This window comes from Proteiniphilum acetatigenes DSM 18083 (genome assembly GCF_000380985.1).
In the GTDB taxonomy this organism is placed as follows: Bacteria; Bacteroidota; Bacteroidia; order Bacteroidales; family Dysgonomonadaceae; genus Proteiniphilum; species Proteiniphilum acetatigenes.
Window position 1 is genome coordinate 1 of record NZ_KB905701.1, and the last position, 23,425, is coordinate 23,425.

22 protein-coding genes are annotated in these 23,425 nt (G+C 47.6%); 11 read left to right on the forward strand and 11 right to left on the reverse strand.

Annotated elements, in window-relative coordinates; translation table 11 throughout:
- On the reverse strand, positions 1 to 111 hold a 111-nt coding region (locus tag F597_RS22070), incomplete at its 3' end, for a helix-turn-helix domain-containing protein (RefSeq protein WP_169337984.1).
- Positions 112 to 601: 490 nt separating this feature from the next.
- On the opposite strand from F597_RS22070, the gene F597_RS20885 reads away from it, so the two are divergent.
- From F597_RS20885 to F597_RS21720, 4 genes are all read left to right on the forward strand, one after another.
- Positions 602 to 811: a helix-turn-helix domain-containing protein gene (locus F597_RS20885; protein ID WP_019540368.1), complete on the forward strand. Its 210-nt coding sequence runs from the start codon at positions 602 to 604 to the stop codon at positions 809 to 811.
- A 244-nt stretch (positions 812 to 1,055) separates the two neighbouring features.
- Complete coding sequence (locus tag F597_RS0113925) at positions 1,056 to 1,700, forward strand: DUF6266 family protein (RefSeq protein ID WP_019540369.1); 645 nt, start codon at positions 1,056 to 1,058, stop codon at positions 1,698 to 1,700.
- 74 nt (positions 1,701 to 1,774) lie between these two features.
- Complete coding sequence (locus F597_RS0113930) at positions 1,775 to 2,152, forward strand: hypothetical protein (RefSeq protein ID WP_139298065.1); 378 nt, start codon at positions 1,775 to 1,777, stop codon at positions 2,150 to 2,152.
- Between the two features lie 24 nt (positions 2,153 to 2,176).
- Positions 2,177 to 3,307, forward strand: a complete 1,131-nt coding sequence (locus F597_RS21720; protein WP_019540371.1) for a glycoside hydrolase family 19 protein — start codon at positions 2,177 to 2,179, stop codon at positions 3,305 to 3,307.
- Here F597_RS21720 and F597_RS0113940 read toward each other — a convergent pair.
- The 7 genes from F597_RS0113940 to F597_RS0113970 all read right to left on the reverse strand — a co-directional run bounded on the left by F597_RS0113940 (position 3,290) and on the right by F597_RS0113970 (position 10,375).
- Entirely contained in the window at positions 3,290 to 4,453 is a 1,164-nt protein-coding gene (locus tag F597_RS0113940) for an ATP-binding protein (RefSeq protein ID WP_026327474.1), read from the reverse strand. The genes F597_RS21720 and F597_RS0113940 overlap by 18 nt on opposite strands.
- 141 nt (positions 4,454 to 4,594) lie before the next feature.
- Positions 4,595 to 5,752 carry a Wzz/FepE/Etk N-terminal domain-containing protein gene (locus F597_RS0113945; protein WP_019540373.1) on the reverse strand — a complete coding sequence of 386 codons (1,158 nt, stop codon included), beginning with the start codon at positions 5,750 to 5,752 and terminating at the stop codon, positions 4,595 to 4,597.
- Positions 5,753 to 5,769: 17 nt separating this feature from the next.
- Positions 5,770 to 8,139: an SLBB domain-containing protein gene (locus F597_RS0113950; protein WP_019540374.1), complete on the reverse strand. Its 2,370-nt coding sequence runs from the start codon at positions 8,137 to 8,139 to the stop codon at positions 5,770 to 5,772.
- Between the two features lie 204 nt (positions 8,140 to 8,343).
- Complete coding sequence (locus F597_RS0113955) at positions 8,344 to 8,769, reverse strand: BT0820 family HAD-type phosphatase (protein WP_019540375.1); 426 nt, start codon at positions 8,767 to 8,769, stop codon at positions 8,344 to 8,346.
- Positions 8,770 to 8,817: 48 nt separating this feature from the next.
- Complete coding sequence (locus F597_RS0113960) at positions 8,818 to 9,486, reverse strand: nucleotidyl transferase AbiEii/AbiGii toxin family protein (protein WP_019540376.1); 669 nt, start codon at positions 9,484 to 9,486, stop codon at positions 8,818 to 8,820.
- A gap of 8 nt (positions 9,487 to 9,494) precedes the next feature.
- The gene (locus F597_RS0113965) at positions 9,495 to 9,827 is read right to left on the reverse strand and encodes a hypothetical protein (RefSeq protein ID WP_092120302.1); all 333 of its coding nucleotides are present in this window, start codon (positions 9,825 to 9,827) and stop codon (positions 9,495 to 9,497) included.
- A 41-nt stretch (positions 9,828 to 9,868) separates the two neighbouring features.
- Positions 9,869 to 10,375, reverse strand: coding sequence for a UpxY family transcription antiterminator (locus F597_RS0113970; protein ID WP_019540378.1), 507 nt, complete (start codon positions 10,373 to 10,375; stop codon positions 9,869 to 9,871).
- Positions 10,376 to 10,875: 500 nt separating this feature from the next.
- On the opposite strand from F597_RS0113970, the gene F597_RS0113980 reads away from it, so the two are divergent.
- From F597_RS0113980 to F597_RS0114000, 4 genes are all read left to right on the forward strand, one after another.
- Positions 10,876 to 12,354, forward strand: a complete 1,479-nt coding sequence (locus tag F597_RS0113980) for a glycoside hydrolase family 10-like protein (RefSeq protein WP_019540380.1) — start codon at positions 10,876 to 10,878, stop codon at positions 12,352 to 12,354.
- A gap of 306 nt (positions 12,355 to 12,660) precedes the next feature.
- On the forward strand, positions 12,661 to 13,185 hold the full coding sequence (locus tag F597_RS0113990) for a Fur family transcriptional regulator (protein ID WP_019540381.1): 525 nt from the start codon (positions 12,661 to 12,663) through the stop codon (positions 13,183 to 13,185).
- A complete protein-coding gene (locus tag F597_RS0113995) occupies positions 13,182 to 14,441 on the forward strand; it encodes an adenylosuccinate synthase (RefSeq protein ID WP_019540382.1) in 1,260 nt (419 codons plus the stop codon). The genes F597_RS0113990 and F597_RS0113995 overlap by 4 nt, the downstream gene beginning before the upstream one ends.
- A gap of 341 nt (positions 14,442 to 14,782) precedes the next feature.
- Positions 14,783 to 15,460, forward strand: a complete 678-nt coding sequence (locus F597_RS0114000; RefSeq protein ID WP_019540383.1) for a zinc metallopeptidase — start codon at positions 14,783 to 14,785, stop codon at positions 15,458 to 15,460.
- A 17-nt stretch (positions 15,461 to 15,477) separates the two neighbouring features.
- On the opposite strand, the gene F597_RS0114005 is transcribed toward F597_RS0114000, so the two are convergent.
- Positions 15,478 to 16,197, reverse strand: a complete 720-nt coding sequence (locus tag F597_RS0114005) for a pirin family protein (RefSeq protein WP_019540384.1) — start codon at positions 16,195 to 16,197, stop codon at positions 15,478 to 15,480.
- Positions 16,198 to 16,371: 174 nt separating this feature from the next.
- Between F597_RS0114005 and F597_RS20895 the strand changes: the two genes are divergently transcribed.
- From F597_RS20895 to F597_RS0114020, 3 genes are all read left to right on the forward strand, one after another.
- The gene (locus F597_RS20895) at positions 16,372 to 17,316 is read left to right on the forward strand and encodes a TIGR01777 family oxidoreductase (protein ID WP_019540385.1); all 945 of its coding nucleotides are present in this window, start codon (positions 16,372 to 16,374) and stop codon (positions 17,314 to 17,316) included.
- Positions 17,313 to 17,936, forward strand: coding sequence for a Crp/Fnr family transcriptional regulator (locus F597_RS0114015; RefSeq protein ID WP_221406107.1), 624 nt, complete (start codon positions 17,313 to 17,315; stop codon positions 17,934 to 17,936). Before F597_RS20895 ends, F597_RS0114015 begins: the two co-directional genes overlap by 4 nt.
- A gap of 309 nt (positions 17,937 to 18,245) precedes the next feature.
- Positions 18,246 to 18,677, forward strand: a complete 432-nt coding sequence (locus tag F597_RS0114020) for a VOC family protein (protein ID WP_019540387.1) — start codon at positions 18,246 to 18,248, stop codon at positions 18,675 to 18,677.
- Between the two features lie 11 nt (positions 18,678 to 18,688).
- Here F597_RS0114020 and F597_RS0114025 read toward each other — a convergent pair whose 3' ends face one another.
- Positions 18,689 to 19,924, reverse strand: a complete 1,236-nt coding sequence (locus F597_RS0114025) for a PQQ-dependent sugar dehydrogenase (protein WP_019540388.1) — start codon at positions 19,922 to 19,924, stop codon at positions 18,689 to 18,691.
- A gap of 147 nt (positions 19,925 to 20,071) precedes the next feature.
- A complete protein-coding gene (locus F597_RS0114030) occupies positions 20,072 to 23,359 on the reverse strand; it encodes a S41 family peptidase (protein ID WP_019540389.1) in 3,288 nt (1,095 codons plus the stop codon).
- Between the last annotated feature and the right edge of the window lie 66 nt (positions 23,360 to 23,425).

The window sequence follows — 23,425 nt, forward strand, 5'->3', positions numbered from 1 at the left end:
AGGACTGACCCCTATGGACTCTGCGATGGTTCGCTGGCTGTCACCATTTTTTATACCTAAATAAATCGCGTACCTTTGTTCTGAAGTTAACTGTTTGTATTTTTTTCTCATAAGCAACATAATAGTTAATTTTAGGGAGACTTCGGTCTCCTTTTTCTTTTATGTTGCCGCTTGACTCTCCTCGGGGGCTTCGCGCCCCCGGCCGTTAGGCAAACCCCCGCGGTGTTTTTCATGATTGTTTTGAAGAAATCATTTCAAAAAACAACACCCGGGTGTTGCACTTCTAAGTTGAACTTAGGGGGGCCTCCTCATAAATTGATGAGGAGAATATAAGGGGAATATGAAGAGGAAATGAGGTGGTACAAGCCCCGGACCGGGCTTGCCCCGTGCCAAAGGGGGGTAATGAAAATTTTGTTTCTATAATGAAATAGCCGGAAAATTATTATATTGCAGGTAATTCGTTTAATATCTGTTTCTTAGAGGTGTTTTTAATAATCTGCCATGGGAGCGAAAGAAAACGGATGCCATGTATAGGGCCGTTATGTACGCCCCTTCCCCGCAATGGAAGGGATGATTTTATTTTAATACAAAAGAAGTTGATATGAAGAATATTGATTTAACCGAATGGTTGGACTGGATTGACGGACAGGACGTGCTACTGAAAATGAACGTTGCCCCGCGCACGTTGCAACGGTGGCGTATCAACGGGCTGCTCCCGTATTCCAGGGTGAGCGGCAAATGCTACTACAAGAAGTCGGATATCATTGCTTTGCTAAATGAGAATTATAATAGGGAGAAAAGTGAAAAGTGAAAAACTAAAAGTGAAAAGTGAGAAACCAAGAGTGAGGATAGGGACGGTAACAGGATAATAGGAGGACAAATGAAGACAAATGGGTAAAAACAAGGCCAAACAGGGTCAAATGGGGACAGATAAGGAAAAACGAAGACAAATGACGACAAATTGACCGATTATTGCGCGACCCGTAGAGAATGGTGTCCTTTGCTTCCGGATAAGGCCAAGTCCGATTATGTCAAACTATTAAACAATTACAATTATGGGAACAATTAAAAAAGGTATCCTGGGAGGTTTCTCCGGAAAAGTAGGGAACGTGGTTGGCGCCTCGTGGAAAGGTATCGACTACATCAGAAGTCTGCCCTCGAGCATCAGGAATCCGAGGACCCGGAAACAGGTCACGCAACGGAACAAGTTTTCGTTGATGGGAAAATTTATGAGGGCAATTCTCCCGGTTATCCGGGTGGGATTCAAAAACAGCGCCGGTGCAAGTAACAGTGCTTTCAGTGCGGCCATGTCGTATAACATCAATAATGCCGTGAAAGGGGAGTATCCCGACTTCGGGATTGATTTCGCGAAAGTGGCTGTTGCAAGAGGTGGTTTGTATGTCGCGAATAACGTGATTACCGTTTGTGAAGCCGGAAGGCTGAATTTTACGTGGGACACGGACGTGATCAATAACGCTTCGACTGCAGACCGGGCGATGATTCTCGCCTATAACCCGGGCAGCCAGGAAGCAGTGTATGACCTGGAGGCCGGAACAAGAGGGGATGGCTCCGGATCATTGGCTTTGCCGCCTGCGTGGAATGGTGAAGAGGTGGAAGCTTTTGTGGCATTCATCTCGGAAGATGGCGAGCTGGTATCTGACTCCGTGTACGCGGGCAGGCATGAAGTGGTGCCCGCATGACGGTGTTGTTATTCATTGGGAACCGCCCTGCCTTGGGGCGGTTCTTTTACTCACATTCTTAAACAATGACAGATATGCTTCAAATAAACAGTGAATTGTTCCCTTTGCTTAGCTCGTTCATAGGCGGAGGGGCATTGGGGAGCCTGATTTCAACCGTGGTAAACCACAAGGAAAACAGGCGCATCAAGAAAAGCGACGCCACCCGGTCGGAAGCGGCCGCCAAACGGGAGGATGCCTCCGCGGCGACGGAGATGATGGGACTGCTGGAACGTACCGTGGCGCTTTTTGAGTTGCTGCAGTCGCAGCGGACGGAAGATTACAGGAGGATTACCGCCTTGGAGAAAACGATGGAGACAGAGTTGGCGTGGCGGAAAGACGGGGATTACCACTATTGTGAAGTGGAGGATTGCAAGAATCGCAAACCGCCCATGGGGACGTTTAGGAGAGAGTGAAAAACTAAAAACTAAAAACTAAAAATGGACAAAAGGGTGTTTTTTGATACAATCGGGCGGTCGCTTTTCAATGGGCGACTGTCATTAAGCCGCAGGGACGGTATCGAGACAAAGTTAAGTGCGTTCGATGTTTATGGCATCACGGATGAGAGATGGCGCGCCTACATGCTTGCCACTTCGTACCACGAGACGGGCGGGACCATGCAGCCGGTGGAGGAGACCGGCAAAGGGAAGGGTAGGCCGTATGGAGAGAAGCGCAAGCAAGATGGCACGGTGTACACCTACCCCGACCGGTTGTATTTTGGCCGCGGCGATGTGCAACTGACCTGGTACGAGAATTATGAAAGGATGGGGAAACTGTTGGGGTATCCTTTGTTGACGCATCCCGAACTCGCTTTAGAACCGGATATCTCGGCAAGGATCCTGGTAGAGGGGATGACGCGGGGAAGCTCCAACCGGGGAGACTTCACCGGGGTTTCGCTGGAAGATTATTTCAATGACCATACAGATGATCCGGTGAATGCCAGAAGGATTGTGAACGGCTTGGACTGCGCGCGCCGGATTGCGGAATATCACAGGAAATTTTTAGAGGCCCTGAAGATAGCCTTTGTGGCCTTCGTCGCCGTCCTGCTGTTGCCGTCGGGATTGGCGGGATGCAAGCCGGGCCGGGTGGTGACCGAAAGGATTGTTACCCGCACCGACAGTTCCGCCGTGCAGATGTTGTCCGACAGTTTGTACCGGAAAGAGGCTCAAATTGCCTTCCTCCAAGCCGATGTAAAGCGGGCAAGGGCAGAGAATATCCGTCTCAGGAGCGAGACACGCCGGTACGAGATACAATATGACACAACCGCTCCGGTGGACACGGTAACCGGGAAGCAGCGGGTGTTACGGGAAATCATTACATCCACCGGGATCCGCTACGGAAAAGTAACGGAAGAGGCCGAGGAGCGGCATGAGGAGATGTTCGCGGCACGTGAAAATTTCGCTGTTGAGGACAGGAACCGGGTTCTTACAGTGGATAAACAAACCCGTGAGGACAGGGCGTTGAAAGAGAAAACGACAACTCTCCGGTTTAATTACAAGCTTTTCCTGGCAGGAGTAGTAGCAGGAATGGTAATAGGTGTCGGAATGATGCGGCTATTGAAAGGTATTTGAAAGTTCCGGCCACGGGAGGACTTCGCCGGATGAAGTGGAAAAACCGCGGTCACCGTTGTATATGACATGACAATCCTCCGGCCTGGTTTGTGATAGCCTGGCCCAGACTTTAACGCCCTTGAAGTCATCGGGAGAGTAAGTGGCGCCTGATTTTATCTCGTAGGCTTTTTGTTTGCCTTTGACAGATACCAGGAGATCTACTTCGTTGCCCGTGCTGTCTCGCCAAAATGTGAGGCGGGGTATTTGTCCCACATGTAATGAGGCTTTTATAAATTCATTGATCACCATGTTCTCGAACAAGCCTCCCCGTAAAAAATGGGTAGATACCTGTGCTGCCTCCTCAATCTCCAGTAACGAGCATGCTAACCCGGTATCGTAGAAATAGAGTTTGGGCGATTTGACCAGCCGTTTGGCGTAATTTTGATGATCGGGTTTTAACAGGTAGAGTATATAGCTGGCTTCCAGTGTGGATAGCCAGGATTGAACGGTAGATACAGCGACTCCTGCTTCATTGGCAAGTGAGGAAAGATTAAGCAATTGTCCGATACGGCCGGCACATAGTTTGATGAACCGGATAAATTTACTCAGGTCTTCAATATTTTTCAACAACCGCAGGTCTTTCTCAACATAGGTTTGAATATAGTTTGGGTAGAAGTCGGCAGGATGAATGCTTTTATCGTAAATTCTTGGGTATCCTCCATGAAAAATTTCTTCGTCGCTCGTTGACGGGGCTATGCCGGCTTGCTTTAACTCTTCGTGTGAAAGTGGTAATAACGTGAGGATGGCGGTCCTGCCCGCGAGCGATTGACTGATGGACTGCATCAGGAGGAAGTTCTGTGATCCGGCCAGGTAATACATTCCTTCCCTGTTCCCGTTGTCGACGTGCGTTTGCAAATAGGAGAATAAATCGGGTACGCGTTGCACTTCGTCGATGATGGTTTTATCGGAATAGGTGCGAAGAAAGCCCCGCGGATCATCTATCGCGAGCAGCCGACTGTCAGGATCTTCCATGGAAACATACTTGTAACCTGCTAATGTCGATTTTAGTAACGTGGATTTTCCTGATTGCCTGGGCCCGGTAAGCGTCACAATAGGAAATTTGGCCCCCATTGCGATTAGTTTTTCGGATATGGTTCGATGTATCATCTTTTTTTCTTGCAAATTTACGATTTGAAAATAAATCTGCAAATTTTATGACGTAAAAACTTAACCATTCCTTATCCGTGACTACTTGCCATATTTTGTATGTGCGGTTCTAAGATGGATATAATTGAACAGGAAAAGGTTTCACTCTTCCTTTTCCTGTTTAACACCTTGTACCACTTCCGCTATGAAGGGTTTCGTAAATATCCATCCGATGGCGGTTACCAATCCCAGAAAGAGGAAGCCGGCTATGATGATGGAACGCCGCGGGGCGCTTTTCTGTACCGGCACAACTACCGGTTCAATCACCGTAAGCACCGGTTTGGATTCCTTTACCGCCAGTTTGGCCTGCTCCAGTTGTTTGGCCAGTTCATTATAGACCGTAAATGCGATATCGTATTCGCTACGCAAACGCTGTTCGGTGGCGCGCGCCGAAGCGGTGGTCAATCCGCGGTTGGCGTCCTGGAAGATGGCGAGGCGATCCTGCTTTTGTTGAAAATCCTCTTGCGCTTCATCAAAACTTTGTTGCACGAACGCGAGGTTGTCTTCCATTTTCTCCGACTTGAATGCCATCACGTATTGTTCCAATGTTTTGCGCACCTTATCGGTGATCCGCGCTGCCGCTTCGGCTTCGGGAAAAGTATAATCGATAGTGATATACCCCTCTTTTGCGTTCAGATTCAGTTGCATCGATCCCTGGATTGCCTGGTATACCCGTTCTTCGTCTTTGTTAAGGGTAGGGAGGGACAGGCTGTCGGAAGGGTGCGCCTCTTCCTGCATATCGCTTCCGCGGATAGCGTTTATAAGCAGGAAAGGCAACCCGATGGTATATTTTTTGACGCTTCCTATAAGATTGAACGGCTGGTATTCTTTATTCGTATAGAAGTCGTACAGTGTGATCTCTTTGCCTTCAGACTTTTCCACTTTTATGGGGGTTTGCATGATCTCCCGGGTAAAAGGCACACTCTTCACGATCTGCGGATAAACGTTAGGAGAGAGGGTCTCCCCTCCGCTGGCCCCGGTACCGATATTGACACCCATCATGGCGGCAAGTCCGCCCAGGTTGCCCCCCGAGCCATCTTTTCCGCTCTGGGGAACGACCGTGCAATGCGCGGTATATTTTATCGGGGAGAAAAGGGCGACAAAGAGGCCTATCAGGAGGAAGATGCCGGTGGTCTTCAGGATAAACTTCCGTTTTACCCATAACTTCCGGAGAATCTCGGTTAGATCGATTTCATCGGTTGCCTCCTGCGATGGAATTAGGTTTCTATTATTATCCTCTGAATATTTTTCTTGTACCATCTGTCTGCTTTGTTTGATTATTTAACAAGGTTGCTGATCAACAGGGCGATGGAAGCGATGGAAGTGGAGATACCCAGTATTCCCTGTAAAGACATCGGTTCCCTGTCGGGTTTCTCGGGAACCACGATCTCGCAGCCCGGTTCGATCCTTGCCCAGCGGCCGGTGGCGACCTTGCCGTTGGCGTAAATCACGAAAGGCTTGCTTTTCATTGCCAAACGTGAGTAGCCCCCTGCCTGTCGGATATAGCCGCCCAGCTTCAGATTTTTCTGGTAGGTGACGGTATTGGGATACATCACCCCCCCGGAGATTTTGACGGTGTTGTTGAACTGGGGAACGGTCAACACATCACCCTCACGGAGGATGATATCGTCGGCCCCGCCAGGCCTCTTTAACGCCTTTTCCAGGTCGATCCCCACATACTGCACGGTGAGGTCGAGCTCATCGACAAAGGTAGAGTCTTTTTCCATCCGGGCGCGGGTCATCAGCGCCTTGCGGCCCCTTTCCATTTCATCGGGGGTAAGCCTGCGCAGCAGCCTGGCGCCTTTGGGATAGGCGTATTCGGTCAAACCTCCCGCCCTTTCCACCAGTGAAGAGAGCCGCTCGTTCCGAGCCTTCTTGGCATAGCGGCCGCCGAAGAGTATTTCTCCGGAAATAGTGACATTTTCCTGGGCTTCGTAGCCGGGTGAGCGGCGCACCACGATCTGGTCGAACGGTTGCAGGACGAAAGTGGGGTCGCTCGAGACGATCTTCCCTTCCTCCAGGGTAAAGGTATATACTTCGCTCATCGTACGTGGGACGGTGGTGCTGGAGGGATCCTTGATGCGCCGGTAAACGTCGACCCGCGCCGTGGAGGCTTCTTCGCTCAATCCGCCCGCCCGCAGGAGTGCGTCTTCGATACGCATGTTCAGGGCGAAAGGGTAGTTACCCGGAGCCCGGACAGAGCCGCCGACAGATACTGTAACACTATCTTCGAGAGAGAAGATGGAAGGGATATGGAGCCGATCATTCTTACGTAGTGGAATATCTGCGATCCGATTATTGAGTAGGGCCTCCAGATCGAATGACTCCATACTCTGCCTCAGATCATCCTGCTCACGATAGAGCAATGCACGTTGAAGATAAGCATCTCCTGTAGGTCCCAGGGCGACTTCCACCAGATCGCGTACGGTTTTGATGCGGTCTCCCACAGCATACTTTCCGGGGCGTTCTATGGCTCCTGTGATCTCTACCATATTGGAAAATTTTTCAGAGATGCTGTCAACATCGATCTGATCTCCATCCTGCAGTTTGAAAGTAGCGTATTCAGGTTGATTGACGGTGAAAGCTTCCATCTCATGGATACCTCTTCTGAGCAGCGAGATATTAGCCCGGTAAGCATTGCCGCTAAATCCGCCGGCAAAGCGAATCAGATCTTCAAGCGTTTCATCTTCTCGCATCTCGTACCACATGGGGCGTCTGATTTCTCCTGTGATTTGTGCCAGTGTACTATACGGTTCTACCATCACAATATCACCGTCATGAAGATTAATATCCTGGGTATTGTTACCCTTCATCAGATATTCGTATAAATCTACAGTTGCAACATTCCTGCCGGCACGGAAGATGCGGATATTACGTAGACTTCCTATCCTGGAAGGCCCTCCCGATACATAGAGGGCATGGAATGCCGACGCGAAAGAGGATAGGGTATAGGTACCCGGAGTGGACACTTCGCCCATTACATTCACCTTAATGGTGCGCACATTGCCTACGGAGATGGCAAGGAATGTGCCGGGAGTGGAGGAGCCGAGATCGGAATAGATGGAAGAGAACTCGTTGCGTATTTTTGATTCGGCCTGTTGTACGTTAAGGCCGTTCAGCATGATCCTTCCTAAACCGGGTACAACAATATAACCGTCGGGCGTGATGGTATAACGCACGTTTAGTTCGGAATTACCCCACACATCGATAATTACTTCATCACCGGGCCCCAGCACGTAGTTGGCCGGGGTGGGCATATTCATGTTGGGGGAGAAAGTGAGGTTGCCAGCGGTGAAAAAGTCCTGACCGTAAACCCGGTCTTCGGGCGCTGCCTGTACTGTTTGTGCCGTGATGACCGGTATCTCGGACATATCCCGGAAGCTTTTTTCCGAAGGGTCGTAGTTAGATTCCACGCCGCCGTCGGTAACATTCTGCCTCTCTTCATACTGCGCACGGAGCCGTTGCAGTTGGGCGGTGGTGACTCCCTTTCTTTGCAGTTCTGTGAGTATCTGCTGTTGCGACATGCCCGAGTTTTCGTACTTTCGCAACTCCTGTATGACCTGCTGGTCGCTCATCTGGGCAAACAGCCCGCAGGACAGGAAAAACAATAACGTGATCAATACGGTAATCCTGGTCTCTCTATGCATATAGTCTTAGTTTTGTCGTTATAAATTTCTGTGGTGGTAAAACGATCGTTTTTGGTTGCACTTTGTGACTACCTGTCACAATACATGCAAGCAGTCCCAATCGGAATACCGTGCAAAAATACAATAAAAAAACATATTCCGACCTTTCTGAAATAGGAAAAGTGAAAAATGGGGATGCGCATGGGAATCGTAGTTGGGTGATACTCAGAAAAACCAACGTTTTTTCTTCTTCGGTTCTGCCATAGGTGATTGGCCTGCCATGATCTTTAGCGCATTGGTTCCTTCGGCAGTCGCTTTAACAGCGTTGTAAATGACACCCCAGTCGGGAAGTCCCCCCAGGTTGCGGTCGTCGATAAACATATCGACACCCAGTTTGCGTGAAACCTCTTCTCCCAACTCCTTGTTTTCACCCCGGTAGTTCTCATTCTCCGCATAGAAATAGAGTCCCCGTTGGGCGCAGTAGTCGATGGCCTCCTGGAGGAGGCGGCCGCGGCGTACCGTCCACAGGATCAACCTGTGTCCGTCTTTCTGCATCTGCAGGAGCGTGTCGATGGCGAAAGGGATGGGTTTGCCGATGTCGGGGTAGGCATGTTCCACAATAGTTCCGTCGAAGTCGATAGCGATGATCATGTTCCTGAATGTTTCAATTTCGACAACAAAGGTAAGAAAAATGCGTGATTACTGCCTTTTATAGGCTGTCTTTACCTTGCGATTCATAAATTCGGCAATTTCCCGTGAGGAAATATCATATTTAGGTTCTAATTGCTTAAAGGCTTCATCTTTTGTAAATCGCTCATAATTACCTAATTTACCCAATAGGTTTTTGCTTTTCATTAAATGGCCCGAATATTTGAGGGAATTGTCGATAATCCGGATTATTTCTTCATCCGATTTTTCTTTGAGAATACAGTAAAGGTCATAATAATCTCGAAAACTGTTTCTGCGCTGCATCGTCTCCATTTTAAGGGATGCTATCGTATCTATATCCGCCAGATATAAATTATTAAGAAAATGTACTTTATTTATTCGAGGAGCTTTTCTTTCCGGCGCATAAAAGGAAAGTTTAACTCCACCGTCAATAAAAAACTCCACTTGATTGTTGTCCAAAATATTTATTTTGTCTATGATATGCCCAGACTCTACTTCTTTAGTAATGGATTTGATGTCTATATCCATCTTTTCACCGTTGTGTTGTTGCCATCTCATAAAATCGAGGTCTTCACTAAGCCTGTTTTTTATTTGTAAAGAGAGGGCTGTACCTCCGACAAGGATGTAGGGCCTGATCGATTCCATTCCGGATATGGATTCGATAACTTTTTTCGTTTTATCGACTAATGATTTATCCATAAACGATTTCAGGCTCTGTTTAAATAATAGGTTTCCATCCTTTTCAGATATTGGACAGGATGTTTGATGTCGAAGTACAGATTGGCTAAACAGATATTCATATTCCTTAAATAATTTCCCTGGATAACCGCCTCGTCAAGCCAAACCCGTTTTATTTTCCCTTTGGGAAACACCTTGAATAATAAATCAATTTCGGGAAGATCCAGATGAATAAGCGCATACTTGATAAGGTTCCAATCACTTATTTTCTGACAAGAACTTTTATCAAAAGACCAGAAAACATTTTCTTTTTGTAATTTGGCCAATAAATACGACTTAATTTCATCTTTGTTGCGCATCATTTACAAAAATACAAATAAATCTCCGGATATGTCATGGCAAACTATAAAATCTTTTCTACCATGGAAGCGTTTATCTCTACTTCGGCGCAACCAAGCTGATGGATGCGGATGGCAATTTTGGATTTACCCTCCACCGTGATTAGCTCGCCTTCGAGGCCGGCAAGCGGCCCTTTGACCACTCGTACCTTCTCGCCCGGTTGCAGGTCGTCGGTGCTGAAACTGACGGCACTGTCAGAATGGTCGAGCATAAAGCGGAAACGTTCCATCTGTTCCGCAGGTATCTCCGTAGGACTATGTTCGCCGCGTAGTGTCAGATAGCGTAATATTGAAGGGTAAGTAATGACACTACGCTGCTCTTGGGTATCGACACGCACGAAAATCATCATGGGGATGAGTACCCGCTCCACCTTCTTCTTACGATCGCTCCACTGCCGCACTTCCTCCTGTACCGGCAGGAAGTTCTCAATACCCATTGCCGTGAGGCGGTCGCGTACCCGCTTCTCGTGGTGCATCTTCACATAAGCTGCCAGCCATCTTTTTTCTGCCATACTTAACGGTTTATCATAACATCAATTCCTGTCCCGAAATTAATGCTTTTTCCATTCATGTACAAGGAATGGAGTGGAATGTTAAGCTGCTATCCTTGGACTAACTATTTTCATATTTGTTTTATATATGGAAATTTTGTATTTTTGTATTGTTCTCATTAGAACATTTCATAGCTAATATTAATTGTATTATGGTCATAGAAATAGATAAACCAATTACCCCCCCCCAGAAAGTTCAGGATGCGTTGGGGAACATACAAAGTCGCAAGGGTAAGAAATCCCTTCGTGATCATTTCGGAAAATTAAAACGGGGCTTGGATGCCGTTTCTTATCAAAAAATAACAGATATTTCTATTATCCTTATTTAAATCGTTTCTCCTTTAAATAAAAGCCAGGACAGAGTCATTCTATTTAATCCAAAACTGTTAACATTTTGAAATTGATTGCCAAAACGTCTCTATTTGTGCTAATTTTGCATCCGCTTCGCGAAAAGAGAGAGGATGATAACGACGATTGCCAATTCTATTATGCACAAAATATTTCCCCTGCTGATTTTGTTTTTGACCGGGACAACAGGGTTGTTTTCGTCCGGGCCCCCGGCGACGGAAGTGAGAGCAGTCTGGCTGACTACCAATTACGGGCTGGACTGGCCGCATAACCGTACCAGTGTTGAAGTGCAAAAAAGAGAACTGACAGAGATACTGGATAACCTGAAGAAGCACAATTTCAATACGGTACTCTTTCAGGTGAGAGGCAGGGGGGAAGTACTCTACAACTCACGTATCGAACCGATGTCTACCCTCATTGCTCCTGTCGGGCCGGGACGTCCCGCGTTCGATCCTCTTGCCTTTGTTGTGGAGGAATGCCACAAGCGGGGATTGGCATGCCATGCCTGGATAGTCACTTACCCCCTGGGAAATGACCGGCATGTGCGCAGCTTAGGAGCAAGGTCTGTAACGAAAAAAAATCCTTCCATCACCAAACAATTTCAGAGGGAGTGGTTTCTCGACCCGGGGAATCCGCGTACAGACGATTATCTGCTCTCGATCGTGAAAGAGATCGTCTCCAGTTATGATGTGGATGGGATCCATTTTGATTATATCCGCTATCCGGATAACAGGGGACGCTTCCCCGACGATGGAATGTACCGGCTGCATGGCAAAGGGAAGACACGGGATGAATGGCGCAGGGATAATATTACCCGCTTTGTGACGAAAGCGTACGACCAGGTGAAGGCGTTAAAGCCGTGGGTGCAGGTGAGTAGCGCCCCGCTGGGACGGTATCGTGCATTGGGTAGTAACGGAGGGGGATGGACTGCGCTGGAGACGGTATCGCAGGACGCCGGTAAGTGGATGATGATGGGAAAGCATGATGCGATCTATCCGATGATGTATTATAAGGAGGGACTTTTTTACCCTTTTGTGGACGATTGGTTGAAGCATGGCAACGGCCGGATCGTGGTACCGGGGCTGGGGGCGTATCAAATGATCGAATTGGGATGGTCGCACCGTGATATACTGAACCAGGTGGATTATACCCGCCGGAAGGATACACAGGGACAGGCCTATTTCCGTGCCGATAACGTGCTCTCCAATACGAAAGGTATCTTGCGGGAATTGCAGGAGTATTACAAATACCCGGCGAAATTGCCGCCTATGACCTGGCTGAGCGATTCCATTCCCGACAGTCCTTATGACCTGCGGGCGGAGAAAAATGAGGACGGTGTCTTTGAACTTTCATGGGAAGGAAACGGGGATGAGAGAGTAACTTATAACGTCTATCGGAGCGAAGGCGATACACTGAGTCTCGATAATGCGGAAAACCTGATGGCGGTAGGATTGCGGGAACCACGGTTCCACTACCGGGCGGAAGACAACGATAAGGCTTATTACTACTATATTACCACATCGGATGCGTACCATAATGAGAGCGGACCGTGCATTCCGGCTTTCTTCTACCACTCGGAAATGGTGAAGTGAGAAATTAAGAATTAAGAATGAAGAATTAAGAGTGAAGAATGAAGAATTAAGAGTGAAGAGTGAAGAATGAAGAGTGAAGAGTGAAGAATGAAGAGTGAAGAGTGGAAAGGAGGGAAGGCGGACAAAGAATATCAGAACCAGGAGGAAAGTGAAAAGGTGCCTATGTGATTAAGTGAGGTGAAAGAGCAGGTAGTCTGTGGGGAAATGAAATGTGGTCGTGATAATTGGTAATTGGTAATTAGTAATTGGTAATTTTCAACTGAAAAAGAGGTGGAAAATCGAAAAAATAGAATAATTTTGTAGCCTATGGATGCCGCTCAAAAATTGAAGCAACAGGTAAGAAGCGAGTTTATGGAGTATCTGACACTCCATAAGCATAGAAAAACACCCGAACGGTTTGCGATTCTCGATCATATCTATTCTACCCGGGGACATTTTGATATGGATTCTCTGTATAACTCTATGATTGAAGTGAACTTCCGGGTGAGTCGTGCTACACTTTATAATACCATTCAACTGTTGCTGGATTGCGGACTGGTAGTGAAACATCAGTTCGGAGCGAATATATCGAAATACGAACGTGCTTATGGTAACGAAAACCATGACCATCTTATATGTACAACTTGTGGAGAGGTACGTGAGATGACGGGTGATCTGCTGACGCCTGTCCAGCTCAAAAAGATCAGAAAGTTTAAAGTGAGTTACTATAGCACTTATATCTACGGCACATGCAGCAAGTGCATTCACGCTAAACGGATGGAACTGAGGAAACTGGCACGTAAGACGGAAACAAAACAGAATAAAAGCAACGGTAAACAAAATAAAAAATGAAAGTTGATGTACTCTTAGGGCTCCAGTGGGGCGACGAAGGTAAAGGAAAAGTGGTTGATGTGCTTACGCCTCAGTATGAGGTGGTGGCGCGGTTTCAGGGTGGACCTAATGCAGGACACACGCTGGAATTCGAAGGAGAGAAATATATTCTGAAATCGATCCCGTCGGGAATTTTTCAGGATGGAAAAATAAATATCATAGGAAATGGGGTGGTGATCGATCCGGCACTCTTTAAGCAGGAAGTGGAAGGGTTGGAAACTTCAGGACACACACTCACCGACAGACTTTTTATCTCTAAAAAGGCGCACCTGATCCTGCCGACGCACCGCCTGTTGGATGCGGCTTCGGAAAAAGCAATGGGTGATGCCAGGATCGGCACGACGGGACGGGGTATAGGCCCTGCTTATACCGATAAGGTCGGACGCCACGGATTGAGGGTCGGAGACCTGTTTCACAACTTTGAGGAGAAATATCGCAATGCAGTGCTGCGACACAAGGAACTGCTCGACCATTACCAGTTGGAATATGACCTGCCTGCCCTCGAAAAGCCGTGGTTCGAGGGAATTGAGAAGATGAAGGAGTTCACAATTATCGACAGCGAACATTTTATTAATAAACATCTGGCGGAAGGTGGTTCGGTGCTGGCCGAGGGTGCACAAGGGTCGATGCTGGATATAGATTTCGGCTCATATCCTTTCGTAACTTCTTCCAATACTATTTGTGCCGGTGCCTGTAGCGGAATGGGAGTAGCTCCCGGACGGATCGGCGAGGTGTACGGCATCTTCAAGGCTTATTGCACACGGGTAGGCAGCGGTCCTTTCCCTACGGAACTGTCAGATGAGGACGGGCAACGGTTGCGAGATAACGGTAACGAATATGGTTCTGTGACAGGACGGCCGCGCCGTTGTGGATGGATCGACCTGGTAGCGCTGCGGTATACCATTATGCTGAATGGAGTTACGAAGTTGGTAATGATGAAGAGTGACGTGTTGGATAGCTTTGAGACAATCAAAGCCTGTGTTGCCTATAGGGTGAACGGCGAAGAGACCGAAGACCTGCCTTATGACATCTCGGATGGAATTGAACCTGTCTATATTGAGCTTCCCGGCTGGCAGACTGATATGACAAAGATGCAGTCGGAAGACGAATTTCCTGAAGAATTCAACAATTACCTGACCTTTTTGGAAACGGAATTGGGAGTGCCGATTGCAATCGTATCACTCGGACCTGACCGTGCACAGACAATTATAAGATGATCCCTACTTTTTTATATGGAATTTCATAAGGGCGCCCCTATCAGGCGCTCTTTTTTAACTCACTTATAACTCACTTCTCATTTATGTTCCTCACTTATAACTCATAATTTATCATTCATCACTCCTCTTGACTCACTTATAACTCATTTCATGCCTTGAAAACTCATTTATAACTCACTTTTATGATTTTGGCTAATTTAGGCATGGTTTTTGTTCTGTTAGAGTGAGAATCCTGTTCGTGGATGAGGCGAAGGCTATGAACTTTTGCCGTCTCTGAGATGTTTTAAAAATTGAAAGTTTAAAAATTAAAATTGAAAAATATTTTCTTAACTATATAATTAATGGCAACAATCTGGATTATATTTATTGCAATTGCGGTGGCCGGCTGGATCGTACAAGGTACGCTGCAGAGCCGATTCAAAAAGTATTCAAAAATTCCCTTACGTAACGGAATGACGGGGAAAGAGGTGGCGGAAAAGATGCTGCATGACAACGGGATATACGATGTACAGGTGATCTCGGTAAGAGGGCAGTTAACCGACCATTATAACCCGTTGAATAAAACCATCAATTTGAGTGAGCCGGTATATGGATCTTATAGCGTGGCGGCTGCCGCGGTGGCAGCTCACGAAACGGGACACGCCGTCCAGCACGCGAAAGGATATGCACCCTTGAAAATGCGTTCGGCACTGGTGCCGGTGATTTCGTCTACCTCCAAATGGGTCATGTGGGTGATCCTGGCTGGTATTATCCTGATCCAGACCTTCCCTATGCTTCTCTGGTTCGGAATTGCAATGTTTGCACTTTCCACACTCTTTAGTTTTATCACACTGCCGGTGGAAAAGAATGCTACCAACCGTGCTCTCCGTTGGCTCAGCAGCGCCGGTATTACCGATGCAGGTAACCACAATCAGGCGGTAGATGCCCTTCGCTGGGCCGGATACACTTATGTGGTGGCAGCACTCAGTTCCCTTGCTACATTGCTCTATTATATCATGATTGCTATGAGCAGAAGATGATCTGTGGTTAAATAATTTTATTTCGGTAGTTCTATAGGAACTTCCATCAGAAGAATTTCTGAATTCTCCAATGCTTCAAGAGGGAAATGGTCGGTATCCCAAATACCATAACCATCCCTCTTGTTCAGTATTTGATCACCAACTTTGGCTTTTCCCCGAATGGCGAAAATATAGACGCCGTTTCCCGTTTTTTTGAGGTTGTATTCTTTCGACACACCACTCTCGAAATGAGCCAGGTGAAACCATGCGTCCTGATGGATCCACAATCCTTCATCTTCTTTGTAGGGAGAGATGATCTGTTGGAAATCATTGGGTTTTGCAGAATCGGCGATATGCATTTGCTCGTATCTTGGCGTGATGCCTTTCTCACGAGGGAAGATCCATATCTGTAACAGTTCCACAGGCCGGTCGCTGTTCGCATTGAACTCGCTGTGGGTTACTCCTGTACCGGCAGACATCACCTGTATATCCCCATTGCGGATCACACCGCCGTTACCCATGCTGTCCCTATGTTCCAAATCGCCTTCCAGGGGTATAGTAATAATTTCCATGTCGTTGTGAGGATGGGTGCCGAAACCTCCTCCCCCTTCTATATAGTCGTCATTGATTACCCGAAGCACACCGAAATGCATCCTCGCACGATTGTAGTAATTGGAAAAACTAAATGTATGAGCAGATTTTAGCCAGCCGTGATTGGCATACCCCCGGGAGGTAGCCGGATGATAAATAGTTTTCATAATTAATTCTGGTTGATTGGTGTTATTTATGAAATAACAGCTGTTCTGTATGAATTGTTTAATGTGCCGTGAAATATGATATTATATAGTGAAGAGGGCAACAATTGCGCTCTTTTTTTGTTTATCTGATGGAGCGTCTAAGAAACTGTTTCTAACTTTATTAAAGGATTACAAATGAAGACGATTTTGATTACAGGCGGATCGGGAATGGTGGGCAAAAGGCTATCGGAACTGCTCATCGGGAAAGGATACAAGGTGATCTGGTTAAGTCGTGAACGGTATGTGAAGGCGCAGATTCCGCGCTATCGCTGGGATTACCGGAAAGGAGAGATCGACAGGGAGGCTGTGGAACAGGCCGACGTGATCGTTCATCTGGCCGGATCAAACTTAGGTGATGGCTCCTGGACGCGGTTGAAGAAACAGAAGATTGTAGAGAGCCGTGTGCAGACGGCAAAATTGTTGCTGGAGACAGTGAAAAAGATGGATAAAAAGCCCGAGGCATTTATCTCTGCTTCGGCGGTCGGTTTTTACGGACAGGAGACGGGAGAGAAGATATTCACTGAGGAGGATAATCCCGCAGATAGTGATTTTCTGAGTCGTACCTGCCGGAAATGGGAAGCCGAGGCTTTCAGGTTCAGGGATGAACTGGATGTACGTACGGTGGCGTTGCGAACGGCCTTTGTGATATCCAAAGATAGTGAAGCTTTCGGAAAGATGGTGCTGCCGACACGGTTCGGATTAGGAGCACCACTGGGTTCGGGCAGACAATATCTGAGTTGGATCCATATTGAGGATATTTGCCGCCTCTATTTGAAAGCGATAGAAGATAGTGCGATGCAGGGCGTTTATAATGCGGTCGCACCGGAATTTATCACCAATGCCGGGTTTATGAAGACGCTGGCCAAAGAGATGAAGCGTCCTTTTCTTATGCCGCCGATACCGGCTTTTCTGCTGCGGCTCTTTATGGGACAGGCAGCCGATATGGTACTGTATGGCAGTCGCATCTCATCACAAAAGGTGATCGATGCAGGATATGAATTTACTTATCCTTCAGTAAAAGAAGCCATAGAGGCTACTCTCTTGAGAATGAAAGAAAAGGATGAGAATCCGAAAAAGTGAAAGATGGCCCTGTTACTGAAAAAGCATCGATGACCAAGATGGATAAGGAGAAAACTTTGAGAGAGGTATACCGGCATCCGTTACTGACGGAAGAGGATCTTACGGTGATTAGGGATGTACATACCGAAGTGATGTTCAATAAAGGAGATTTCTTCCTGAAACGAGGTGAGAGATCAGACAGTTACCTGATCCTTGAGAACGGGCTGATGCGGTCTTTTGTCTATGATTACGACGGAAATGAGATTACCACCAGTTTTTTCTCCAACCATGAGGTTGTTATTGAAGTATTGTCACTGTTTCAACAAACCCTTTCGGATGAATATATTCAGGCGCTGACCGACTGTATTTGCTGGAAGATCGATCTGGACAGGTTTGAAATGTTATATCACTCTATCCAGGGACTGAATGAATGGGGCAGGGCATGGATGTCGGAACAGCTTTTCCAGTCAAAACAACGCTCGGTAGAGATGATCACCCAAACAGCGACAGAACGGTATCTGAAGTTGATCAAAGAAAAGCCTCAAGTAATCAGGCAGGCTCCATTGAAGCAGATCGCGACCTATCTTGGCATCACTGATACCTCTTTAAGCCGTATCCGCAAAGAATTAACTTTTCATTAGCCATTTGGCTTTTCTTGTCATAAGATAAGTGTTTTAAAAAGTCGGTACCCTATTTTTGTAATATCTAATTATTCAGAACATCGATCTAAAACAATAAAATCATGGCACAAAAAGATCATCAACCTATTTACCCTGTTGAAAATGAGTAAGATGGGTATCAGCAAACTGAAGGAAGCAGCGGAATCGCCCGAATAATTTCAATTACATTAGACTATTTTTCGCTATGGCATAGCTCAAGCAAGCTTGGCTCTGCTCATTTAGCTTAACGAAATAGTTCATTATATATAATCACTTAAACATTTAAAAATCATGCTTAAATTAGATCCGTACCTCAATTTTGACGGTACATGCGAAGAGGCTTTCAATTTCTACAGATCCGTATTTGGCGGAGAGTTTAAAGGTGGAATCATGAGAATGAAAGATGTGGAGGGAATGGACCTGCCCCAGGCTTTTAAAGACCGTGTAATGCATGTCTCATTGCCTGTCGGTAACGATCTGCTGATGGGGTCGGATACGATACCCGGTATGGGCAATCCTTTTCAAGCGGGGAATAATAACTATATCAGCATCACAGCCGACAGTCGTGAGGAAGCTGACAGGCTGTTCAACGAACTGTCGGTCGGAGGTGAGGTCGAGATGCCGATGGAGGATATGTTCTGGGGCGATTACTTCGGCAGTTTCAAAGACCGGTTCGGGGTAATGTGGATGATCTCCAGCCCATCAGGGCAACAGATGATGTAATTTCCCCAACTTTACTTTTTACTTATCTTATATAATCGTCCTTCATCCGTTACGGCATAGAGTGCACCGTCGTTACCGTCGGCCACATCACGGAAGCGTTGCCCTTCATTGGCGAGCAGGCGTTCCTCGCCTGTTACTTTGTTATCTTTGATCACAAGCCGGACAATATGCTTAGTATTGAGTCCGCCAATGAAGAGGTTATTTTCCCATTCGGGGATAGCGTTGGAGCTATAGAAAGCCATACCACTGGGTGAGAAGACAGGATCCCAGTAGTAAACAGGTTGCTCCATACCTTCTTTTTGTGTAATTCCTTCACCGATGATATTGCCGCTGTACTCGATGCCATAGGTGATGGTAGGCCATCCATAGTTTTTACCCGGTTTGATAAGATTGACTTCATCACCGCCGCGCGGGCCCATCTCACTGAGCCAGAGTTCACCTGTAACAGGATGGATATCCAGGCCCTGCGGATTACGGTGTCCGTAGCTGTATATCTCCGGCAGTGCTCCTTCGGTACCGATAAACGGGTTGCCCGGGACAGGTTCACCTTCTGTGGTGATGTATATTACTTTACCGTGACCGGTATTGAGCTTTTGGGCGTTGGGACGGGTGGCGAGATCAGACCGTTCACCGGTAGTAGCGAAGATATGTCCGTTTTTATCAAACAGCAGACGGCTGCCGAAATGCATGCTGTTATCGTAGTAGGGGATGGCGCGGTAGATGATTTGAAAATCCTCTATTTTTGTTTCATCATCGGAGAGTTTTCCTTTGCCCACTGCTGTGAGGGAGCCTTGCGCAGCCCGTTCGGCAAAAGTGAAATAGAGCATCCTGCTACTACTGAAATCGGGTGCCGGTGCCACATCCAGCAATCCTCCCTGACTCCGGTCGTCTACTTCAGGAAATCCTGTAATGGGAGCACTTACATTGCCGTCGGTGGTGGCGATACGCATGGTACCGCCCTTTTCTGTGATGGCCAGCCGGCCGTCAGGCAGTGGTGTGACCGCCCATGGCTTCACTAATCCGTCGGCGATAACAGTCGCTTCGTAAGGAGTTGTCGTTTTCACGCCTGCAACGCGGGTTTGTCCCTCGAAAGCGGGTTTAAAATCGGGATTATTGGGTTTTTCAGTCTCTACCGGGGGCAGAGTCTCCTCTTTCGGTTCTTCTTCGTTTGTTTTCGATGCTTCGCATGAAGCCGAGAGCAACACGAAGGCTGATAAAAAAAGTGCTGTAATCTTTAAATAGTTCATAGGACTGTGATTTATTGTAATCTGATTGTTTTGAATAGAAAGTTATCCGGAACATGTCACCACCCTTATGTGGATTGTAATCCGAATAACTCATTTTATTTAACAACGCGTAAATCGCAATTGTTCAATAATATAATTGACTATAAACTATTTTATCTCTACCTCAATCCATTGGGAACGGTTAGGTGGTGCGGGTGCAGTGACCTGAGGACGGGGATTGGCTTTGAGTTCTTCAAGCAGTACCTCTACCGCTTTCTCGATGGAGGGATCATTTCCTTTGGCCAGTTCTTCGGGGCGGTCAATCACCTCTATGTCGGGATAAACGCCGATACCTTCGATAATCCATTCACCGGTTTGATCGTAGATACCGAAGCGGGGAACGGAGATATAGCCGCCGTCCACTAAGCGGGCGTTACCGGAGATGCCGACCAATCCTCCCCAGGTACGGGTGCCGATCAACTTGCCTTCTCCGGTTTTACGGAAGAAGTAAGGGAAAGCGTCACCGCCGGAAGAGGAATAGCCATTGATAAGCATTGCCTTGGGACCGTCGTGCGCGATACCGGGCGTTTTCATCGGTTGTGGTAATCCGTTACGGTGCCAGTAAACCAGGGTGCGACGGTTAAGCAGGTCGATCATCCTGTCGGGGATAAAGCCACCGCCATTGTACCGGTCATCGATGATAAGCGCCTCTTTATGATGGTAGGCATACATCCCCCTGAAAAGTTCGCGGTTGCCTTCGACAGCTGTATTGGGTACATGAATGTAGCCGATCTTACCGCCGGAAAGACGGTCGACCATTTCCCTGCGTTGATTCACCCAGTCCATATATCTTAGTTCCTGTTCGCTTGTAATGGTTTTAACGTTATAGCTTTTTGCCCCCGAAGCCGAGGGGCTGTTGTTGACTGTCAGTTCGATATACCGGTCGCCCGTATTCTCGAGCAGTTCATAAGGATTTTGGGCGGTAGTCAGCTCCTGCCCGTTGATGCGGATGATATAGTCGCCTTCTTTTACATTAATGCCACTTTCCGTAAGAGGGGATCGACGGTTTTCGTTCCAGTTTTCGCCGGGATATATTTTCCGTATCTTGTATCGGCCGGCGGAAAGGTCAGCCTCTAATTCCGCACCCAATAATCCTCCATTGATACGGTCTACCCGTGCGATATCACCCCAGTCGACATATGCATGCCCGGTATTGGTTTCGCTCACTATTTCGTTGAGGATATAGTCGAGATCGAATCGGCTGGGTACGTAAGGAAGCAGTGCTCCGTAACTTTTCTGAATACTTTTCCAGTCCACACCATGCAGATTATTCACGTAAAAGTAGTCGCGGAAGATACGGAATGCATCGGCATAGATCTGGTTCCATTCGGCACGGGGATCGATCTTCATATTGAGGTTGTCAAGATTGATCGTACCTGTGCCGGCAGCTTGTCCTGTCTGGTTTTTTGCTACACCGTAGTTATTACCCCGGCGATAGATAAACGATTTTCCATCTGCCGCAAGGATGCCGTAACCAGTCTCGTCAAGAATATCTTCGGCTTTTTCTTCGTTGATATTGTAACGCATGATCTTATTTCCGGTGGCATAGAGGAGTCCCTCTTCTACAACACCAATGATGCGATAGTTGCCGGGTTGCAGGGGTAACGCCTGTATCCGGTTTCGTGCGTTATCTGTATCTATCTTTACTTTTATCTCTCCCGACAATTTACTATCACTCCCTCTATCTTTTTCTTTTGCAGTACTTTTTTTCCCGTTTTTCTCCGCATTATCGTCTTTCTCCTCACCATAGGGTTCCTTGTCTTCCTTGTAGGGAGTGAGGGTTGTGCCATCGTCACGCAGTGGAAGGGCGTAGATACGGGTAGCGTTGTTGTAAAGATAATCGAACTCGAAACTACTGAAAGCGAGGTTGAAGTCGCGATTGGAGAGGAAAAAGAGGAATTTTCCATCGCGGCTGAATACCGGGTTACTGTCGGAAAAAGTGGCATCGGTAAGCTGATACTTACGGCCGCTGGAAAGCTGGTACACCCAGAGGGCGGATTGGTAGTTGGGAGACGATTTGCTGTAGGCTATCCAGTCGCCGTCGGGAGAGAAGGAGTAATCTCTGATCTCTTCTGCAGTCGCTTCGTCAATAGCGGTCTGTCTGCCCGTGGCGACATCCACCAGCCATAGCTTCATAGTGCGGTCGCTATAGACGAGGTGTGTGCTGCGTGGTGACCATTCGGCCGTATGTTTCCATGCTGCGGAGCCGTGGGTGATTTGTCGTGGGGTTGCTCCCTCCTTATTTTCAAGTATGTAGAGTTCGTACTCTCCGGTCGCATCGGAGCAGTAGGCGATCTGTTTGCCGTCGGGCGACCATACGGGAGAGATTTCACGGACACCTTGAGTATTGGTGAGATTTCGTATTTCTCCTTTTTCTACCGGTACGCTGTAGATATCGCCGCGAGCCTCGAAAAGTGCCCGTTTACCGGAGGGCGAGAGACTATAACTGCCGATAAATTCCTTCACATTTCTGAAATAGGGTTGCAGATTGGGATTGTCGTAATGGATGGATACGGTTATCTTACGGCTGCTGCCGGATGCAAGATCGAGCACATGGAGGTAACCTCCGTTTTCATAGACCAACTTGCCATTACGGCCGGAGGGCCACATCACATCAAAGTCGCTATGGCGTGTAATTTGCTCATTTTCGCCGGTAGTCACGTTATAGCGCCATATATTAAGGCGCGCGTCGCGGTCGGATGCATAAAAGATATTATTGCCGTGCCATACGGGCCACTGGTCGGAACCGGCCCATTGAGTGACCTGTCGTGAACGGTTGTTTGCCAGGTCGTATGTCCACAGGTCAGTGGCGCGTCCTCCCTTATAACGTTTCCAGGTGCGGAATTCGCGGTCGACCGGGGTGAAGCAGAGTTGTGATCCGTCGGGCGAGAAGGTGGCGAACCCGCCGTTGACGATGGGAAGCGGTTCCTCGAATCCGCCGTCGATACCCACGGTGAAGTAACGTCCGTTACGGTCGCCGAAACTCGTGCGATTGGCCCGGAAGAGGATACGCTTGCTGTCGGGTGTCCAGTCGAGCACAACGTTGTCGAATCCACCCCTCGGCGGCATTTCTCCTATGGGGTTGTAGAAGGTGAGTTGCCGTGCGGTACCTCCCCCGGATGGCATTACCCATATCTGGCGGCTGCCGGAATACTCGGCTGAGAAGGCGATCCATTTGCCATCGGGTGATATCTTGGGGAACAACTCGATACCGCGGTGTGAGGTAATTCTTTTTGCGGAACCACCGTTGGCATTTACTGTCCAGATATCACCTGCATAAACGAATGCGATCAGGTTTCCGTTGATATCGGGATAACGCATCATACGTGCGTCGTCCATTGCCGAAGCCTGTAGGAAAAAGAGGCTTGACAGGATCAGAGTAGTGAGTTCTCTCATAAATATAAATTTGTTATTTTGAGGTCAAAATTACAGTTTTTTTTCGAGAAATTCCTTGTTTTCAGT

Coding starts and splice junctions, on each gene's coding strand:
- F597_RS21720 (WP_019540371.1), top strand. CDS start 2,177: ATGGACAAAAGGGTGTTTTTTGATACAATCGGGCGGTCGCTTTTCAAT.
- F597_RS20885 (WP_019540368.1), top strand. CDS start 602: ATGAAGAATATTGATTTAACCGAATGGTTGGACTGGATTGACGGACAG.
- F597_RS20895 (WP_019540385.1), top strand. CDS start 16,372: ATGAAGACGATTTTGATTACAGGCGGATCGGGAATGGTGGGCAAAAGG.
- F597_RS0113960 (WP_019540376.1), bottom strand. CDS start 9,486: ATGGATAAATCATTAGTCGATAAAACGAAAAAAGTTATCGAATCCATA.
- F597_RS0114005 (WP_019540384.1), bottom strand. CDS start 16,197: ATGAAAACTATTTATCATCCGGCTACCTCCCGGGGGTATGCCAATCAC.
- F597_RS0113995 (WP_019540382.1), top strand. CDS start 13,182: ATGAAAGTTGATGTACTCTTAGGGCTCCAGTGGGGCGACGAAGGTAAA.
- F597_RS0113965 (WP_092120302.1), bottom strand. CDS start 9,827: ATGATGCGCAACAAAGATGAAATTAAGTCGTATTTATTGGCCAAATTA.
- F597_RS0113930 (WP_139298065.1), top strand. CDS start 1,775: ATGCTTCAAATAAACAGTGAATTGTTCCCTTTGCTTAGCTCGTTCATA.
- F597_RS0113955 (WP_019540375.1), bottom strand. CDS start 8,769: ATGATCATCGCTATCGACTTCGACGGAACTATTGTGGAACATGCCTAC.
- F597_RS0113945 (WP_019540373.1), bottom strand. CDS start 5,752: ATGGTACAAGAAAAATATTCAGAGGATAATAATAGAAACCTAATTCCA.
- F597_RS0113940 (WP_026327474.1), bottom strand. CDS start 4,453: ATGATACATCGAACCATATCCGAAAAACTAATCGCAATGGGGGCCAAA.
- F597_RS0113950 (WP_019540374.1), bottom strand. CDS start 8,139: ATGCATAGAGAGACCAGGATTACCGTATTGATCACGTTATTGTTTTTC.
- F597_RS0113970 (WP_019540378.1), bottom strand. CDS start 10,375: ATGGCAGAAAAAAGATGGCTGGCAGCTTATGTGAAGATGCACCACGAG.
- F597_RS0114020 (WP_019540387.1), top strand. CDS start 18,246: ATGCTTAAATTAGATCCGTACCTCAATTTTGACGGTACATGCGAAGAG.
- F597_RS0114030 (WP_019540389.1), bottom strand. CDS start 23,359: ATGAGAGAACTCACTACTCTGATCCTGTCAAGCCTCTTTTTCCTACAG.
- F597_RS0113925 (WP_019540369.1), top strand. CDS start 1,056: ATGGGAACAATTAAAAAAGGTATCCTGGGAGGTTTCTCCGGAAAAGTA.
- F597_RS0114025 (WP_019540388.1), bottom strand. CDS start 19,924: ATGAACTATTTAAAGATTACAGCACTTTTTTTATCAGCCTTCGTGTTG.
- F597_RS0113990 (WP_019540381.1), top strand. CDS start 12,661: ATGGATGCCGCTCAAAAATTGAAGCAACAGGTAAGAAGCGAGTTTATG.
- F597_RS0113980 (WP_019540380.1), top strand. CDS start 10,876: ATGATAACGACGATTGCCAATTCTATTATGCACAAAATATTTCCCCTG.
- F597_RS0114000 (WP_019540383.1), top strand. CDS start 14,783: ATGGCAACAATCTGGATTATATTTATTGCAATTGCGGTGGCCGGCTGG.